13 protein-coding genes are annotated in these 15963 nt (G+C 67.2%); 4 read left to right on the forward strand and 9 right to left on the reverse strand.

Features of this window, described 5'->3' with window-relative positions; genetic code table 11:
* Positions 1 to 86 precede the first annotated feature (86 nt).
* Positions 87 to 1097 carry a substrate-binding domain-containing protein gene (locus ABRP34_RS01970; protein ID WP_353712059.1) on the forward strand — a complete coding sequence of 337 codons (1011 nt, stop codon included), beginning with the start codon at positions 87 to 89 and terminating at the stop codon, positions 1095 to 1097.
* 36 nt (positions 1098 to 1133) lie between these two features.
* Here ABRP34_RS01970 and ABRP34_RS01975 read toward each other — a convergent pair whose 3' ends face one another.
* A complete protein-coding gene (locus tag ABRP34_RS01975) occupies positions 1134 to 2279 on the reverse strand; it encodes an FAD-dependent oxidoreductase (protein WP_353712060.1) in 1146 nt (381 codons plus the stop codon).
* A 129-nt stretch (positions 2280 to 2408) separates the two neighbouring features.
* Here ABRP34_RS01975 and ABRP34_RS01980 point away from each other — a divergent pair, with 129 nt between their 5' ends.
* Both ABRP34_RS01980 and ribA read left to right on the forward strand, forming a co-directional pair.
* Positions 2409 to 3284, forward strand: coding sequence for a LysR substrate-binding domain-containing protein (locus tag ABRP34_RS01980; RefSeq protein ID WP_353712061.1), 876 nt, complete (start codon positions 2409 to 2411; stop codon positions 3282 to 3284).
* A 103-nt stretch (positions 3285 to 3387) separates the two neighbouring features.
* Positions 3388 to 5259, forward strand: coding sequence for a GTP cyclohydrolase II RibA (gene ribA, locus ABRP34_RS01985; RefSeq protein WP_353712062.1), 1872 nt, complete (start codon positions 3388 to 3390; stop codon positions 5257 to 5259).
* Here the strand turns inward: ribA and ABRP34_RS01990 are convergent.
* The 8 genes from ABRP34_RS01990 to ABRP34_RS02025 all read right to left on the reverse strand — a co-directional run bounded on the left by ABRP34_RS01990 (position 5256) and on the right by ABRP34_RS02025 (position 15110).
* Positions 5256 to 6473 (reverse strand): cytochrome P450, encoded by a 1218-nt coding sequence (locus ABRP34_RS01990; protein ID WP_353712063.1) that lies wholly within the window; start codon positions 6471 to 6473, stop codon positions 5256 to 5258. The genes ribA and ABRP34_RS01990 overlap by 4 nt on opposite strands.
* A complete protein-coding gene (gene bioD / locus ABRP34_RS01995; protein ID WP_353712064.1) occupies positions 6470 to 7168 on the reverse strand; it encodes a dethiobiotin synthase in 699 nt (232 codons plus the stop codon). Before bioD ends, ABRP34_RS01990 begins: the two co-directional genes overlap by 4 nt.
* Positions 7165 to 8340: an 8-amino-7-oxononanoate synthase gene (locus ABRP34_RS02000; protein WP_353712065.1), complete on the reverse strand. Its 1176-nt coding sequence runs from the start codon at positions 8338 to 8340 to the stop codon at positions 7165 to 7167. The genes bioD and ABRP34_RS02000 overlap by 4 nt, the downstream gene beginning before the upstream one ends.
* Before the next feature lie 8 nt (positions 8341 to 8348).
* The gene (locus ABRP34_RS02005; protein ID WP_353712066.1) at positions 8349 to 9764 is read right to left on the reverse strand and encodes an adenosylmethionine--8-amino-7-oxononanoate transaminase; all 1416 of its coding nucleotides are present in this window, start codon (positions 9762 to 9764) and stop codon (positions 8349 to 8351) included.
* Between the two features lie 352 nt (positions 9765 to 10116).
* Positions 10117 to 11166, reverse strand: coding sequence for a biotin synthase BioB (bioB, locus tag ABRP34_RS02010; protein WP_353712067.1), 1050 nt, complete (start codon positions 11164 to 11166; stop codon positions 10117 to 10119).
* Positions 11167 to 11359: 193 nt separating this feature from the next.
* Entirely contained in the window at positions 11360 to 12769 is a 1410-nt protein-coding gene (locus ABRP34_RS02015) for an aldehyde dehydrogenase family protein (protein WP_353712068.1), read from the reverse strand.
* 30 nt (positions 12770 to 12799) lie between these two features.
* The gene (locus ABRP34_RS02020; RefSeq protein WP_353712069.1) at positions 12800 to 13615 is read right to left on the reverse strand and encodes a MoaF C-terminal domain-containing protein; all 816 of its coding nucleotides are present in this window, start codon (positions 13613 to 13615) and stop codon (positions 12800 to 12802) included.
* A 55-nt stretch (positions 13616 to 13670) separates the two neighbouring features.
* Complete coding sequence (locus ABRP34_RS02025; protein WP_353712070.1) at positions 13671 to 15110, reverse strand: APC family permease; 1440 nt, start codon at positions 15108 to 15110, stop codon at positions 13671 to 13673.
* 216 nt (positions 15111 to 15326) lie between these two features.
* On the opposite strand from ABRP34_RS02025, the gene ABRP34_RS02030 reads away from it, so the two are divergent.
* Positions 15327 to 15935 carry a TetR family transcriptional regulator gene (locus ABRP34_RS02030; protein ID WP_353712071.1) on the forward strand — a complete coding sequence of 203 codons (609 nt, stop codon included), beginning with the start codon at positions 15327 to 15329 and terminating at the stop codon, positions 15933 to 15935.
* The last annotated feature ends 28 nt before the right edge of the window (positions 15936 to 15963 follow it).

A 15963-nucleotide genomic window follows, 5' to 3' on the forward strand; every position in this document is an offset into this window, starting at 1 on the left:
GTCTTTTGTCCACAGTGGAGGGCGGGCGGCTGCCCATGCGTAGTATGGTCCCCACACTTGATTCGATTCATAGGAAGGGCCCCCCGATGACGACCGGACCCAGCGTCAAGGACGTTGCTGCGCTGGCGCAGGTCTCTGTCGGGACGGTTTCGAATGTGCTGAACCGGCCCGAGCAGGTCACACCGGAGAAGCGAAAGCGGGTGCAAGCGGCAATTGCCCAGCTGGGCTTCGTCCGCAACGAGTCGGCAAGGTCGCTCCGCTCAGGGTCCAGCCGCAGTGTGGGGATGCTGGTTCTGGACGTGCGCAACCCGTTCTTCACCGATGTGGCACTGGGCGCCGAGGACGTTGCCGAGAGCCATCGGCACTCATTCATCCTGGCCAACAGCAGTGAGGATGCAGGGCGGGAGCAGGCCTACCTGGACCTGTTCGAGGAACAGCGGGTCCAGGGCATCCTGATCACGCCATTCACTGACGTCCTCCAGCGGCTGGAGGCGATGCACTCGCGCGGCATCCCGTCTGTTTTGGTGGACCGGCTGGCGGGGTCCAAGGAATTCTGCTCGGTGTCGGTTGACGATGTGGCCGGTGGCCGGGCTGCGGCAGAGCACCTCATCGCGAGCGGAGCCCGGCGGCCGGCGTTCGTCGGTGGCCCTTTCACGCTCCAGCAGGTTTCCGACCGGCACGCCGGTGCACTGGCCGCTGTGTCAGCCGCGGGCCTGACGCTGCAGGTGTTTGAAACTCCCAACCTGAAGTTCGACCGCGGACGTCAGATCGGCGACCTCATTGGCGACCTTCGTCAGTCGAAGCGCCCCGACGCCGTTTTCGCGGCCAATGACCAGCTCGCCCTTGGCCTCCTGCAGTCCTTCACGGCCACGGGAATACGGGTGCCCGAGGAGATCTCCATTATCGGCTTTGACGATATTGACTTCGCCTCGCAGTCAAGCATCCCGCTGTCCTCAGTGCGGCAACCCCGGCAGCTGATCGGGGAGCGGGCGGCACAACTCCTGTTCGATGAGATCGAAAACCCCGCCGGTCATGTGCACCAGCAGATCGTGTTCACTCCCGAGCTTGTCGTCAGGGACAGCAGCCGCCAGGCATAGGCCGGGCTGCCCTGGTGTGAATGCCCTAGCGTCTGCCTAATGTGTTTGCGCCAGGGCGGCGAGCCGGAACCGGTCAGGGGCGGGTCCCGCGCCGGAGGCCAGGTCTGCGGCGAGCTGGCCGATCAGTGGGGCGAATTTGGCGCCGTGGCCGGAGCAGGGGGAGAGGATGGTGATCCCGTCGGCCCGGTCCAGGATGAAGTCCTCGGTGGGGGTGTTGGTGAATAGGCAGGTGGTTTCGGCGTACGGTTCCGGAGCCAGGCCGGGCAGGTACTCTGCGACGTATTCAATGACCCGACGGCGGTTGTCCGGGTTGATCTTTCCGTCCTGTTCCGCTGCGGACGGCAGGACCTTGCCGCCGTTATATTGGGCGACCTTCTGTCCGCGGAAACCGGCGTCGCGTCCGCCCGGCAAGCCGTAGGCCTGCCAGTCCTCGCGTTTGTGGATGAACGTCGGCCAGGGCGCTGCTTTGTGGTCCGTGCCGTCGGCGTAGGGGAAGTGGTAGGCCTGTTCCTGGCGTACCTCGATCCGGGGCATCCCGGTGAGGAAGGACGGGGGCAGCGGGAGCGATCCCAGCAGCTGGGGGAGCCAGCCGCCGGCGGCGACGATGACGTTTGCGGCGCGCAAGGTCCGGCCGTCCCCGGAGGTCAGCAGGTAGCCGCCGTTTGAGGCGGTGATCGAGGCGACGGCCCAGTTGTTGTGGAGTTCCGCGCCGTGGGTTACGGCCTGGTCAACCATGGCGGCGACGGATTCCTGGGCGTCGATCACACCGGCGTCCGGGTGCCACAGTACCTGGGTGTCAAAGGCGATCTGTGGCCACCGGCGTCGGGCTTCTTCGGGGGTGAGCAGCTCGTGGTCGATGCCGCGTGCCGCCAGCACGGCCGCGAGGCGTTCGGGTTGGCGGATCGAGCCGTAGTCCACGGCGCCGGTGGGCGTGATGAGCTGCTTGCCGCTGAGGCGGGCCAGTTCGTCCCACCCGGTCTTCGCCTCCTGGACCAGGCCGGTGTAGAAGTCCTCCGGGTAGGCGTAGCGGAAAATCCGGGCAGAGCCATGGGAGCTGCCGGCGTCGTTGGCGGGGGTTGAACGTTCGAGCAGGGCAACATCGTGCCCGCGGGCGGCGAGCTGCCAGGCAGTGGCAGCTCCGGACAGCCCGGCACCGACGACGGCGTATTCGGTCGATTCCATGGATGGCTCCTTCGGTGAGGGACAGGCGGCGGGGCGGCGCCCCTGTTCACATCCAGTAACTCACCCGGAAAGCCGGCCGGTCCAATATCATTTGACTAGTAATTATTAGCGTCCATCGAAAGAATCGCCATGGAACTCCGGCAGCTCCGGTACTTCCTCGTCGTCGCCGACGAACTGCACTTCGGCCGCGCCGCGGAACGGCTGCACATCACCCAGCCACCGCTAACCGTCGCGGTCAGGAGGCTCGAGCGGGAACTTGGTGTCCAGCTCTTCGACCGCACCACCCGCCGGGTGACGCTGACGGCGGCCGGCCAGGCGTTCCGGGAACGGATCCAGGCTGCCGTTGCGGAACTGGACGACGCCGCCGGTGATGTTGCCGACATCGCTGCCGGCAGGAGCGGCAAGATCAGGGTGGGATTCGTGAGTTCGGCCAGCTACACCACCGTCCCCGAGGCCATCCGGGCCTTCCGCCAGCAGCGCCCCCGCATTGACCTTGTGCTGCATCCGCTCACCAGCGGGGAACAGATCGAACAGTTGCTGGACGGAAATCTGGATCTGGGGCTCATCAGGGACCCCGGCGATGTGCCGGGGCTGAACCTCGAACTGCTGAGCACTGAAGACCTGGTGGTGGTCCTCCCCGAGGCGCACCAGCTGGCGGCGGTGCAGGAAATCCATCCCCGGGAGCTCGAAGGCGAACCCATGATCCTCTTCCCGTACCGCCTGATGCCGGGCTTCGTGGCGAGGGTCCTCAGGCTCTTCGACTCCTTGCCAACCCCGCCGATCGTGGCCCAGCAGGCCATCCATCAGGAAACCGTCCTCGGTCTGGTCGCCGCGGGTCTGGGGATTTCCGTCCTGCCCGAATCGGTGCAGCGGTTTCAGATGCCGGGAGTCACAACGCGCCGCTTCGTCGGCAGGCCGCAGACGGAACTCCACGTTGCGCGGGCTGGCGGCAGTGCTCCCGCCGTGGATGATTTCGTCCGGTGCCTCCGGGGAGGGCTACCGTAACAGCGCCCAGGAGGGCGGCATGACAATTTACTTGAAGCCTTAACTAAAAACTGCTACGGTTAGTTCAAGATTCAAGTAAATTCGCCGGAAGGTCGAGGCCCAGATGACCGCATGTGTTGAAACCGCTCCGCCGGCGTCGGCCCTGTCCGCCACCGCGCACAGCCAGGTGACGGTGCGCAGCCAGGTAACCGTGCCGCTGCGCTTTCCGGATGGATATAGCACCACGGCTGAGGTGCTGACGTTCCGCGGCCTTGCGGACGGCAAGGAGCACCTGCTGCTTGCCCTGGGACAGTGGGAACAGCAGCTCCTCGCACATGACGTGCCGCTGGTCCGGCTGCACAGTGAATGCATGACCGGCGACGTGTTCGGCAGCCAGCGCTGTGACTGCGGTCCGCAGCTGCGCGAGGCTGTCGAGGAGATCGCGGCGGCAGGCGGATTCCTGCTTTACCTCCGCCAGGAGGGCCGCGGCATCGGCCTGTATTCCAAGCTCGACGCCTATGCCCTGCAGGACACAGGGCTCGACACCTACGACGCCAACCTGGCGCTGGGCCACGGCGAGGACGAGCGCGACTACACTGCCGCCGCCCAGATGCTGGACGCCCTCGGCGCCACGAGCATCCGGCTGCTCAGCAACAACCCGGACAAGGCCGCGCAACTGACAGCCCTGGGCATCAGCGTCACCGAACAGGTTCCCACCGGCGTGTACCTCTCGCCGGCCAATCACGGCTATCTTGCGGCGAAGCGGGACCGCACCGCACATACGCTGGAACTTTCGAGGGCCGACGTCGGGCCCGTACCGCCTGTGCCGGCAGGCACCGTTCCCAGCCACGACGAGATGCTCCGCCGTGTTGACGATCTGGTTCCCCGTTTGCGGGAGCGGGCGGAGGAAACAGAGCAGCTGCGCTGCCTCCCGGACTCCACCATGCAGGAACTGCAGGGGGCCGGCGTCTTCAGGATCCTCGCTCCGAAGAGTGTGGGCGGCTTCGGCATGGGCGTGGAAACCTATGCTGAGGTCATCCGGCGGCTTGCCCGGGGCTGCGCATCCACGGCATGGACAGCCGGGCACCTGATCGAGCACGTCTGGATGCTGGCCCGCTGGCCCCGGCGCGTCCAGGACGAAGTCTTCGCCAACGGACCCGCTCCGCTGGCTGCCGCCACGAGTGCCCCCGTGGGTGCGGCCAGGAAGGTCCCGGGAGGATTCTCGATCTCGGGCCGATGGGGCTTCGCATCCGGGATCATGCATTCGGAGTGGGCCCTGCTGGCGGTGCAGTCCGACGGCGTCCGCCTGCAGTGCCTCGTTCCGGTGGCCGAGCTGGAGCTGCTGGATGTGTGGCACACGGACGGCCTGAGGGGGACCGGCAGCAACGATCTGCGCGCGGAGGACCTGTTCGTCCCCGAACACCGGGCCATGGATTGGACGCTCCTGAGCGCCGAGGACAACCCCGGCAGCCTGATCCACGAGGACCCGCTGATCCACACGCCCATGGCAACGCTGCTGAACCTGGTGGCACCCGCGGCCGCGCTGGGAGCCGCCGAGTACGCTGTCGGCGTCTTCCGGGAGCAGATGCTGGTGCGCAAGGTGAAGAACACGGCTGACAACCGCCAGGCGGATTCACCGCTGGCCCAGGCCCGCTACTCGAAAGCCTACGGACTGGTGGCCACCGCGCGCCTGCACTGGCAGGACGCGGTCAGGGCGGTGGCTGAGTCCCATCGGCGCCGGCCATCAGTACTGACGGAAGAGGAACGCGCCAGCCACCGGCTCTCACTTGCCCTCAGCGGTGAGGCAGCAGAGGAAGCGGTCCGGCTCATTGTCGCGGGCTCCGGCGGGAGTGCCCACCGGCTGTCGCATCCCCTGCAGCGGATCCAGCGCGACGTGAATGTCCTGCTCAACCACCCGACGCTGAGCCTGGATCCAATCCTTGAGCAGGCGGGCCGGGGCCTGCTGGGCCTGGGCTTCACGGTTTCGTCCTTCTAGCCCACGCCCGTTTTCGCCCCCGGCCAGCTCGGCCCGTTCGTTACAGTGGCGGTCCGGGGTGCCTGGAAGGACAGGAGCCGGATCCAGTCCGGCTCATGGTCCCGCAGTTGGATCCCGGGCAGCGCCGCCGCGGCTTCCTGGACGATGACGGCCGCCTCCAATTCGGCGAGCTTGGCCCCGAGGCAGCGGTGGATGCCCGAACCAAAGACCAGGCCGGTTGAGGATCGGCTGCCCGCCTGGGCCTGCGGGGACCGGCTCCCGGGTCCGGCGCCGGCCGTGATCAGGTTGCCCGACAGCTCAAGGAGTAGCTCTGTCCCGGCCGGGATCCGGTCGCCGCCGAGGTCTGTGCTGTGGGCTGCCACGCGGCGCCAGGTGGGAACGGACGATTCGGTGGCGAGCACATGCCGGACAATGGACCGGGAGCCGGCTTCCGAGGCCGCTTCCGCCCAGTCCACGGGCGCGGACCCCTCCAGCAGCCGGAACAGTGTGGTGCTGACCAGCTGTGTGGTGGTTTCCTGGCCGGCGATCAGCAGGAAGTAGCCGAGCGAGCACATCTCGGTCCTGGTCAGGCCATGTTCGGCCAGCGACTTGAACAGGTTGCGTCCCGGGGCCGCCACGGATTCGGCAACAAGCCGGCGCAGCCAGCCATAGAACTCGGCGGCGCTGCGGGCCAGCTCAAGCTGCCGGTCCCCGTCCGGCCAGCCCCAGAACAGCTCCATGGAGTCGAGGCCCCAGCGTTTGAGCTCGGCAAGGTCCCGCACGGGCATCCCGAGGAGCTCGAACATGATGACTGCCGGGGGAAAAGCCGCCACCGTCTGCACGAGGTCCGCGTGGCCGGACCGCTTGAGCCGGTCGGCGGTATTCGCCGCCGCTTCCCTGGCCAGTTCCCGGATGCGAGGCTCCAGGGCGGCGATGGTGGCGGGCGTGAAAAAACCCGCCACCACCTTGCGGATGCCGCTATGCGTGCCGGTGTCGTTGCTGGCCAGGACCGGAGGCAGCGCAAAACCCGCGCGCTGCAGCACGCGCAGGGCAGGTCCCTCCAGCGGGGTTACGGCCACCAAGGCATTGGCAGGGCTGAAATCGGCAGGCCGGTGCAGGACCTCCCGCACCGATTCCGGGTCCCGGACCACGTGATAGGGGCACCTGGATCCGTCGGGGGCTTCCGCCGGTGCCAGTGTTGCCGCGGTGCCGGCGAGGACCGCCACCGGCATCATGCGGACACCCCGTTCAGCCGGGCGGCTGCGCCGTTCAGCCAGGCGGCTGCGCCGGCACGGAAGTCAGCCGGGGAGAGTTCGGACGCCCGGCCAGGAAGGGCGCCCAGGAGCGGCACCGGCAGCGTCCCGAGAACCTGCCGGTTGCTGTGGTGTACGGCGTCGGGGCTGGCCGGCCAGCTTCCGAGGACCACGCCGAGGACGTCGAGCCCGCGGGCGGACAGCGCCTCGAGCGTCAGGGCGGTGTGGTTCAGTGTGCCAAGTCCCGGCCGGGCGACGACCACAAATGCCGCCGCCAGGAGGGAGCCGAGGTCCGCCAGGGTGCCGCCGACCGAGTCCAGCTCCACGAGGAGGCCGCCGGCGCCCTCCACCAGGACGTGGTCGTGGGCGCCGGCGAGCTCGCGGATCCGCTCTGCGTGCGCGGCCAGCGAGGGCAGCGGCGTCCCATCGATGGCCGCAGCCGCGACGGGCGCCATGGGTTCCTGCAGGACGACTCCGGCCTCAGCAGTCACGGCGCCGGCCAGCCGGACGATTTCGGCGGCATCGGAATCGCCGTCGGCGGCACCCGACTGGCACGGCTTGTACACCGCCACGCTGCGTCCCGTTCCGGACAGGACGGCGGCGAGGGCCGCCGTCGTGATGGTTTTGCCGACGCCGGTGTCCGTGCCGGTGACCAGGATGACGGGGGACAGGTTCATGGAAGTTCCTCCAAAATGCCGCGCAGCACTGCGCAGCTGGCTTCGATTTCCTCGGGCGTAAGCGTGGCGCGGGCGGTGAGCCGCAGCCGCGCGATCCCGTCCGGAACGGACGGCGGGCGGAAGCAGCCGACCCGGACGCCGGCACGGCGCGCGGATTCGGCGGCGGCCAAGGCTGTTTCCGCGGACAGCATGGGGATGGACTGGACGGCCCCTGCTGTCCGGTCGGGGGCCGTGCCGTTTTGGCCAACAGTGCCCCGGCCGGCAAGGGCTGGGGCCAGCCCGGCGGCCAGTGCGGCCGCGTTGCTGTGGACGGAGTGCGCACGCCACGGTTCGTCCCTGATGATCCGGGCGGCGGCGAGAGCCGCGGCGGCGGACGCCGGCGCCAGCCCGGTGTCGAAAATGAAGCTGCGGGCCCGGTTGAGGAGGTGTTCCCGCAGCAGGGAGGATCCCAGGACGGCTCCGCCCTGGCTGCCCAGCGCCTTGGACAGCGTGGCCGTCACGATCACGTTGGGGTGGCCGGCGAGGGCGGTCCCGGCCACGGCACCGCGCCCGGCAAAACTGCCGCTGCCGGTGACGCCGAGGCTGTGGGCTTCGTCGATGAGCAGCACGGCATCGTGCTGTTCAGCCACGGCCAGCAGGTCGGCGAGCGGCGCCGCATCGCCGAGGACGCTGTAGACGGATTCGACGGCGATAACCGCCCGCGGCTCCCTGCGGTCTGCCAGCAGGCGGCCGGCTTCGCCGACGCTGTTGTGGGCGAAAGATTCGGTGCGGGACCGGCTGAGCCGGAAGCCGTCGATCATCGAGGCGTGGCAGTGCTCGTCCGCAATGATCAGGGTCCCGGGACCACCCAGCGCCGTGATCACTCCGATGTTGGCCAGGTAGCCGGAGGAGAAGACCAGCGCAGCTTCCATCCCGGCCAGCGTGGCCAGTTCCTGCTCGAGGTCCAGATGCAGCTGGGTGGTGCCGGCAACCAGGCGCGATGAGGTGGCGCCCGCACCCCACCGCGATGCGGCCTCTGCTGCTGCCCCGGCGACCCGCGGGTCCGTTGCGAGGCCCAGGTAGTCGTTGCTGGCCAGGTCGATGAACCGTTCATGCGCGGTGCGGGGGAGCGGGCGGCGGACCTGGCCCCGGCGTTCCCGGACCGCTGCCTGCCGCTCGAGCCACTGGGTCATCGAGCCGCTCATGACGCGCTACCCGCTCGGACCGGGACGCGTTGGCCCCGGAGTTCAGGACCGCCGGCTTCGCGGCCGCCGGCTTCTCGGAGCCGGGCTTCGTGGACCTCGGCGACGGCCGCGGTCATCCCTTCCGTGATCTGTGCGATGTCCGCCGCCGTGCTGATGTACGGCGGCATGGTGTAAACGAGGTTCCGGAACGGCCGGACCCAGACGCCGTGGCGGATGGCTGCGGCAGTCACGGCGGTGACGTCGACGGCGTCGTGCAGCTCAATGACCCCGACGGCGCCGATGGTCCGGACGTCGCGGACGGCCCCTAGTTCCATCGCGGGGGCGAGCCCGGACGCCAGGCCGGTGCCGATCCGGCCGACGTCGGTCCGCCAGGTCCCGGTTTCGATCATGCCGAGGCTGGCGTTGGCCACGGCACAGGCCAGCGGGTTGCCCATGAACGTCGGGCCGTGCAGCAGCGCACCTGCCTGGCCGCCGGAAACAGCCGCGGCCACCTCGGCGGTGCAGAGCATGGCGGCGAGAGTCAGGTACCCGCCAGTCAGGGCCTTGCCCACGCACATGATGTCAGGCACGACGCCGGCATGATCGGCCGCGAACAGCTCACCGGTGCGGCCAAAGCCGGTGGCGATCTCGTCGAAAATGAGCAGCAGCCCGTGCCGGTCCGCCACCTGGCGCAGCGCTGCCAGGCATTCGGCGGGATAGGCGTGCATGCCACCGGCGCCCTGGAGCACCGGTTCGACAATGATCGCCGCAAGTTCTCCGGAGTGTGCGGCCGCGAGCTCCGCCACGCCCGAAGCCCACGCCTGGACGGTTTCCGGCGTGGCCGAAGCCGCCGGCGGACGGGGTGCAAAGACGTTGCCGGCCAGCAGCCCGGGGAAGGCCGAGTGCATGCCGTCCACCGGATCGCAGACACCCATGGCCGCGAAGGTGTCGCCGTGGTAGCCGCCGCGCAGGCTCAGGAACCGCTGCCTCCGCGGACGCCCGGCCGCGGTCTGGAACTGCACCGCCAGCTTCAGCGCAACCTCGACGGCGACCGAGCCGGAGTCCGCGAGGAACACCCGCTCCAGCCCCGGCCGGCCGGGCGCGGCAGGGGCCATGTCCACCAGGCGCTCGGCCAGTTCCACGGCCGGGGCGTGCGTGAGCCCGCCGAACATGACGTGGCTGAACTTTGCCAGTTGCCCGTTGGCAGCGGCATCCAGGGCCGGATGGCGGTAGCCATGGATCACCGACCACCACGAGGACATCGCATCGATCACCTCGTGGCGGGTTCCATCTTCGCCGCGGAGCCGCAGCCTCACGCCGCCGGCAGCCTCCACTTCCCACAGCGGCAGGTCCGCTGCGGCCGGCGCATAAGGGTGCCACAGCCGGGCGCGGTCCCGCTGGATCAGGTCCGTCTGCTGCGAAGCCGGCGTCACGGGACCAGCACCCCGTGGCGGGAACATTCCGCGGACCAGCCCAGCGGCGTGACCTGGACCTTCATCCGGCGCCTGCAGACGGTGCAGTAGCGCGGCGGTTCCATGGCCAGGCGTTCCCCGCACGTCCGATGAGCGTACGGCGGCGGCCCGTCGCCGCCGTCGGACTGCCCACCGCAGTGCCCGCAGAAGGTACCGCTGGTTGGGCTTGCCGAAGCCCCGGCGTTTCCGGTCGGAACTGGGGCCACGACCGCCGGGTTCCCTGGCCGAGGGCCCACACCGGCGAGGGCCCCGGCCTGAGCTTGCGAAGGCTGGGAGCCGGTGGGGACTTGCGAGGTTAGGGAGCCGTTGGGGATCATAGCGTCTTCTGGAGTTCCTTGATCGGCATGTTCAGTTCGACCAGCAGATTAAGGTCGGCGTTGGCGGGGCGGCCCAGGGTAGTGAGGTAGTTGCCGACGATGACGGCATTGATGCCACCCATGAGGCCGTCGCGGGTGCCGAGGTCGCCCAGGGTCAGTTCCCGGCCGCCGGCGTAGCGCAGCACGGTGCGGGGCATGGCCAGGCGGAACGCGGCAATGGCGCGGAGGGCGTCCTTGCCGTCCATGATGCCCTGGTTCTCGAGCGGGGTGCCGGGACGGGGGTTGAGGAAGTTCAGCGGGACCTCGTGCGGCTCGAGGGCTGCGAGCTGGGCGGCGAGTTCGGCACGCTGCTCCAGGGTTTCGCCCATGCCGATCAGGGCGCCGCAGCACAGTTCCATCCCGGCTGCCTTGACCATGTTGCAGGTGTCGAGGCGTTCCTCGTAGCTGTGCGTGGTGACGACTTCGGGGAAGTAGCTGCGGGCCGTTTCCAGGTTGTGGTTGTAGCGGTGCACGCCCCACTCGGCCAGCTGGTCCACCTGGCGCTGGGTGAGCATCCCGAGCGAACAGGCGATGTTGATGTCGACTTCCTCGTTGATGCGGTCGATCGCGAACTTGATCTGGTTCATCAGCTTGATGTCGGGGCCGCGGACGGCGGCGACGATGCAGAACTCGGTGGCACCGGTGGCAGCGGTTTCCTTTGCGGCCTTGACCAGCTCGGGAATGTCGAGCCACACGCCTCTTACCGGGCTGTCAAAGAGGCCGGACTGGCTGCAGAAGTGGCAGTCCTCCGGGCAGCCGCCGGTCTTGATGGAGATGATGCCCTCCACCTCGACATCCTCGCCGCAGTGCCTGAGCCGGACCTCGTGGGCAAGCTGCAGGGCCGCGGGAAGGGCCTCGTCCGGGAGGCGGAGCACTTCCTCGAGCTGCGCCTGGCTGAGCCCGATGCCGTCCTCGAGGACCTGCCGGCGGGCGGTTTCCAGGATGGGGAAGGTCTTCGGGAAGGTAGCGTCGCCTGTGGCTTCGCTCGCGTTTGCCTGAATCGTCATTGATGGGTCCTTTGCGTCTGATGGCTGCGGATATTCCTCCGAACTGACGCTAATTCCCCATCGGGGGCAAGATTTTGTGGGGTCCCCACAAGCAGATCGCCGGGACATTAGCCGGGTCCCTACCTGAACCGGGCCCAAGAGAAAGGGCCGCCGTCGCGGGTGGCGGCGGCCCTTGCTGTTGTGGTGGGTGGGGTTAGCCGTTGATGATCTGGGGGACGCCGAGGGCTTTGAGGCCTTCGACGCCGAATTCGAGGCCGTAGCCGGATTGTTTGGCTCCGCCGAAGGGGATGCGGGGGTCGACGTTGCCGTGTTTGTTGATCCAGACGGTGCCGGCCTGGATGCGGTTGGCGACTTCGCGGGCTGCGGGGAGGTTGGGGGACCAGACGGAGGCGCCGAGTCCGACGTCGAGTCCGTTGGCGTATTCGATGGCCTGGTCGATGGTGCTGTAGCGGATGATGGGCAGGGCGGGGCCGAACTGTTCTTCGGTGACGAGGGGGTTGGTGTTGTCGATGTCGGCGACGAGGGTGGTGGGGTAGAAGTAGCCGGGCTGGCCGGTGTCGGGGTTGCCGCCGAGCAGGATCCGGGCGCCGGATGCGCGGGCTTCTTCGACGAGGTTGGCGACGATGTCGTATTGGGCTTTGTTTTGCAGGGGGCCGAGGACGTTGTTTTCGTCGAGGCCGTTGCCCATGGGCATGGCGGCGGCGACCTTGGTGAGTTCGTCGCAGACGGCGTCGTAGATGTCGGTGTGGACGTAGAGGCGTTTGAGGGCGGCGCAGGTTTGGCCGGTGTTGAGGAACGCGCCCCAGAACAGGCCTTCGGCGATCGCGGCGGGGTCGGCGTCGGGCAGGACGATGCCGGCGTCGTTGCCGCCCAGTTCCAGGGTGAGGCGTTTGATGGTGTCGGCGGAGGATTTGATGATGGCGCGGCCGGCGGCGGTGGAGCCGGTGAACATGATTTTGCCGATGGCGGGGTGTTCGGCGAGGCGGGCGCCGACTTCGCGGTCGCCGGCGATGGCGGTCAGGACGCCGTCGGGGAGTTCGTCGTTGAGGACCTTGATCAGGGCCAGGACGGAGAGGGGGGTCATTTTGGAGGGTTTGACGACGGCGGTGTTGCCCATGCGCAGGGCGGGGGCGATCTGCCAGATGGTGATCATCATGGGCCAGTTCCAGGGGCCGATGGCGCCGACGACGCCGATGGGCTTGTAGTGGAGTTCGGCGTAGGTTTCGCCGTCGTCGACGACGACTTCGGGGGTGAGTTCGGTGGTGGCGGTGGCGCGGAGCCAGGCGGCGCAGGCGCCGACTTCGAAGCGGGCGTTGGGGCCGTTGAGGGGTTTGCCCTGCTCGCGGGAGAGGAGTTGGGCGAGTTCTTCGGCGGAGCGTTCGACGGCGTCGGCGGCTTTGAGCAGCGCCGCGGACCGGCCGTCGTGGCCCAGGGCGGCCCATGCCGGCTGGGCAGCGACCGCGGCGGTTACCGCGGTCTCGAGGTCTTCAACGGTGTGGACCGGCGCCTCGCCGACCACCCCGCCGGTGGCCGGATCGAAGATAGTCCGGGTCTCGCCGGAGCCGGGGGTGATGCTCGCAAGCAGTGAATCGTAGGTTTCCATTGGTGTTCCTTGTGCAGTGGATATGAACGGCTAGTGCTTGTGGTTGTCCTGCGGGTATTCGGTGCTGTTCAGGATGGTGAGGCGGGAGTTGAAAGGCAGGACCACAGGTTCGGCGGCGGGTTCGTCCCAGCCGAACATCCGCCCGATGGAGCGTTGCTCGCGCAGGTCGATGAGGAGGACCGCGTCAACGGTCATCACCTTTTCGGTCCAGAAGAACAGGTAGAGGCCGTCGCCAACGTCGAAGGTGAGGCAGCGGTCGGTGTCTGCGAGTCCGGCCTCGCCGCCGCGGAGGCAGTGCCAGGTGAAGGTGCCGGAGTTGAGGTAGATGTGTTCGTAGGTTTCGACGTCGCTGTAGCGGTAATAGATGCGCTTGCCGACCAGTCCGCCGGAGCGGGAATGAAGGGCCGCCGCACCTTCCACGTTTCCGTGGCTGAAGGTGGTGGTGCTGCGTGTCTTGTCACCTTCGACGACGAAAGAGCTGACGGCGGTTGTGACGGCGCCGGTGTTCCGGTCGAGGACGATGGTGACATTTTCTGCTTGGCGGTCTTCGCCTTTGACGAAGTCGATGATGAATATCCCGGGGCGCGCTTCAATCGCTTTGTACCTGGCTGCACCCTGGGTTTTGTCGCCCTGGGTATTGTCGCCGTCTGTAGCCATCCATGTCAGGGAATGCGCGTCATGGAAGGTGTATGTGGCGGCGTGTTCGCCGTCGTGGGGGATCTGCAATGACGTGCCGGTCAGGGCCGCTGAGGCGGGCAGTGTCTGGTCCCCGAATCCGTCGAGCATGGTGGCCACGGACGGCCATTCGTTTTCGGGAACGTAGTCCTGAATTTCAGTCGCGGTCATGGTTGTCCTTTGGTTGAGGCTGGATTGTGCTGAATGGTCTCTTGGGGGCGGTGCGTCAGACGACTTCGGAGGCGTAGTTGATTGACGGTTTCTGCGTTCCCCGGGCTATTCCTGCGACGAGGACGAGGGGGATGCCGAGGAGGAGCCACCGGGCAATGCCGCCGGCGCCGCCGAGCAGCGCATCGTAGTTGTCCAGGGTCAGGTAGCCGATGACGATGAATGAAACGAAGGACAGGACGGGTGCGATCACGGTCACCCACAGGTTGTCGCGCGTCTTCGTTTTGGCAAAGTAGACGACGATCGCTGCCGATGTCAGGAGAAGGATGCTGATGAAGCCGGCGGTCCCGAGGGCCACGAACCACGCGAAGACCGTGGTGATGGGATCGGCCCCGGAGATCAGGAAGGCGCTGATGATGGCCAGGACGACGACGCCGTTGACCAGCCCTGCGAAGGTGGGGGCGCCGGTCCTGGAGACGGACGCCAGCTTTGCGGGCAGGGTTCCGGCGCGGCCCAGGGCGAAGAGATACCGGGAAAACATGTTGGCCAACCCCAGCATCATGGCGATGAAGCTGGTGACCACGAGGATTTGCATGGAGAGACTGAGCCAGGAGCCGGCACTGCTCTGGGCCAGATCGAAGATCATGCCGGCGGGGTTCCCGGCGGCTTCGGACTGGATCCGGTCGACGCCGATCGCGCCGCTGATGGCCCAGGTTGAAATCATGTAGAAGAAGCCCACAAAGGCGATGACCAGGTATGCAGCGCGGGGAATCGTCTTGCGGGGGTTCACGGCCTCCTCAGCGAACACGACTGTCGCTTCGAAGCTTGTGAAGCAGGCGAAGGCGAACAGCAGTGAGATGCCGAGTCCGGGTCCCACGATGTTGGCGCCGGTGAACCCTTCGAAGGTGAAGATCCCGAACCCTTTTTGGGCGATCAGCGAGACAACAAGAGCAGCAACCACCAGGGTTTCGCCGAGGATCAGAACTCCCAGTACCTTCAGGCTCGCATCTACACCCTTCATGGTCAGGGCGGTGGCCAGGGACAGCACGACGACGATCCAAAAGTACGGCGGGAGCCCCAGGCCCGTCAGGCTCTCGACGAGTTGCTGGGCGAAGACGCCGAACTGGGACCAGAGCCCCACCTGGAGGCTGACGTATGTCAGGATCGCGATGCCTGCACCGCCGGTGGCCCACTTCGTTCCCAGTCCCTTGGCAATGTAGGCGACAAAGCCTCCCGCGTTGGTGATGCTGTGGCTCATCCGAAGATAGCCAACGGAAAAGAGGGCCACGAGAAGGGCCGCGATGACGTAGATAACGGGGGTTCCTGGGCCGCTGGCCGCGAACAGGACGGGGCTTGCGCCCACAACGGCCGCCATGGGTGCGGCAGCAGCGATGGCAAAGAAGGCCACTGCGACGACCCCCAGCTTGTCGGGCCGCAGGCGGGCAGAAGGGACCGTGGTGTGCTGCAAGGAGGGCATCTGTCCGGTTTGTTGATTCATGGTGTGGCTCTTTCGCCAGGGCATGGACTCATGAGTGTCATGCGGTGTGAGTACGTGTGGATACCGGCTGAAGGCGCACCCCCTCGTGCGCGTCTTCCGGCGGAAGCGACTGTGATCATCGGAACGTGAGCCGGATCACGAGTGAAACTCTACAAGTGTTTAGTTTCATGTGTCAAGGGTCTTAGGCGACTGGAACGGCGGGGCTAAAATCGGCTTATGAGTCTGGATTCCCAACGGTTGCCCTACGGGGATGGCCGCGACGCCCTGCTGGCGGCAGTCATTGATGTTGTTGCCAAGAAGGGCCTGCGGGGCGTGACCTACAGGTCTGTTGCCGCCCGGGCAGGTGTGAACCATACGCTGATCACGCATCACTTCGGTTCCATCGAGGGGCTGCTGGCTGCCACCCTTGAGTGGGCCGTGCAGCGGTCGATTGACGAAACTGGTCTTGCCCGCGTGGCGGATTTCGATGAGAAGTTCGCCGACGCCCTCCTTGCCTCGGTGTCCGCCGAGCCGGAACTGCAGCTTTTTCAGTTCGAGATGCTTCTCGAGGCGCGGCGAAAGCCGGAGCTGAAAGCCCTGCTGGATCGCCTGTACGACAACTACATCTCAACCGTTGAAAGGGCTCTCCGCGAGCGTTCCCTAGATACGGACGACGAACTTTCCAGGGCAGTCTTTGCTGCGCTCGACGGACTGATGCTCCAGTTCCTCACCTTTGGAAATCCGGGGAAGATCAGGTCCGCCGTCGTCCAGGTTGGCAGGCTCCTCGAGCGTTCGGGCATTGCCGGCGACGCGACCGGTGCCGGCCTCTCGCCGGCCAAGCAGTAACGCCTGCCCGCGGAGTCAGACCCTTCGG

The sequence above is a fragment of the Arthrobacter sp. K5 genome (assembly GCF_040448525.1).
In the GTDB taxonomy this organism is placed as follows: domain Bacteria; phylum Actinomycetota; class Actinomycetes; order Actinomycetales; family Micrococcaceae; genus Arthrobacter; species Arthrobacter globiformis.

Coding starts and splice junctions, on each gene's coding strand:
- ABRP34_RS01970 (WP_353712059.1), top strand. CDS start 87: ATGACGACCGGACCCAGCGTCAAGGACGTTGCTGCGCTGGCGCAGGTC.
- ABRP34_RS01975 (WP_353712060.1), bottom strand. CDS start 2,279: ATGGAATCGACCGAATACGCCGTCGTCGGTGCCGGGCTGTCCGGAGCT.
- ABRP34_RS01980 (WP_353712061.1), top strand. CDS start 2,409: ATGGAACTCCGGCAGCTCCGGTACTTCCTCGTCGTCGCCGACGAACTG.
- ribA (WP_353712062.1), top strand. CDS start 3,388: ATGACCGCATGTGTTGAAACCGCTCCGCCGGCGTCGGCCCTGTCCGCC.
- ABRP34_RS01990 (WP_353712063.1), bottom strand. CDS start 6,473: ATGATGCCGGTGGCGGTCCTCGCCGGCACCGCGGCAACACTGGCACCG.
- bioD (WP_353712064.1), bottom strand. CDS start 7,168: ATGAACCTGTCCCCCGTCATCCTGGTCACCGGCACGGACACCGGCGTC.
- ABRP34_RS02000 (WP_353712065.1), bottom strand. CDS start 8,340: ATGACCCAGTGGCTCGAGCGGCAGGCAGCGGTCCGGGAACGCCGGGGC.
- bioB (WP_353712067.1), bottom strand. CDS start 11,166: ATGACGATTCAGGCAAACGCGAGCGAAGCCACAGGCGACGCTACCTTC.
- ABRP34_RS02015 (WP_353712068.1), bottom strand. CDS start 12,769: ATGGAAACCTACGATTCACTGCTTGCGAGCATCACCCCCGGCTCCGGC.
- ABRP34_RS02020 (WP_353712069.1), bottom strand. CDS start 13,615: ATGACCGCGACTGAAATTCAGGACTACGTTCCCGAAAACGAATGGCCG.
- ABRP34_RS02025 (WP_353712070.1), bottom strand. CDS start 15,110: ATGAATCAACAAACCGGACAGATGCCCTCCTTGCAGCACACCACGGTC.
- ABRP34_RS02030 (WP_353712071.1), top strand. CDS start 15,327: ATGAGTCTGGATTCCCAACGGTTGCCCTACGGGGATGGCCGCGACGCC.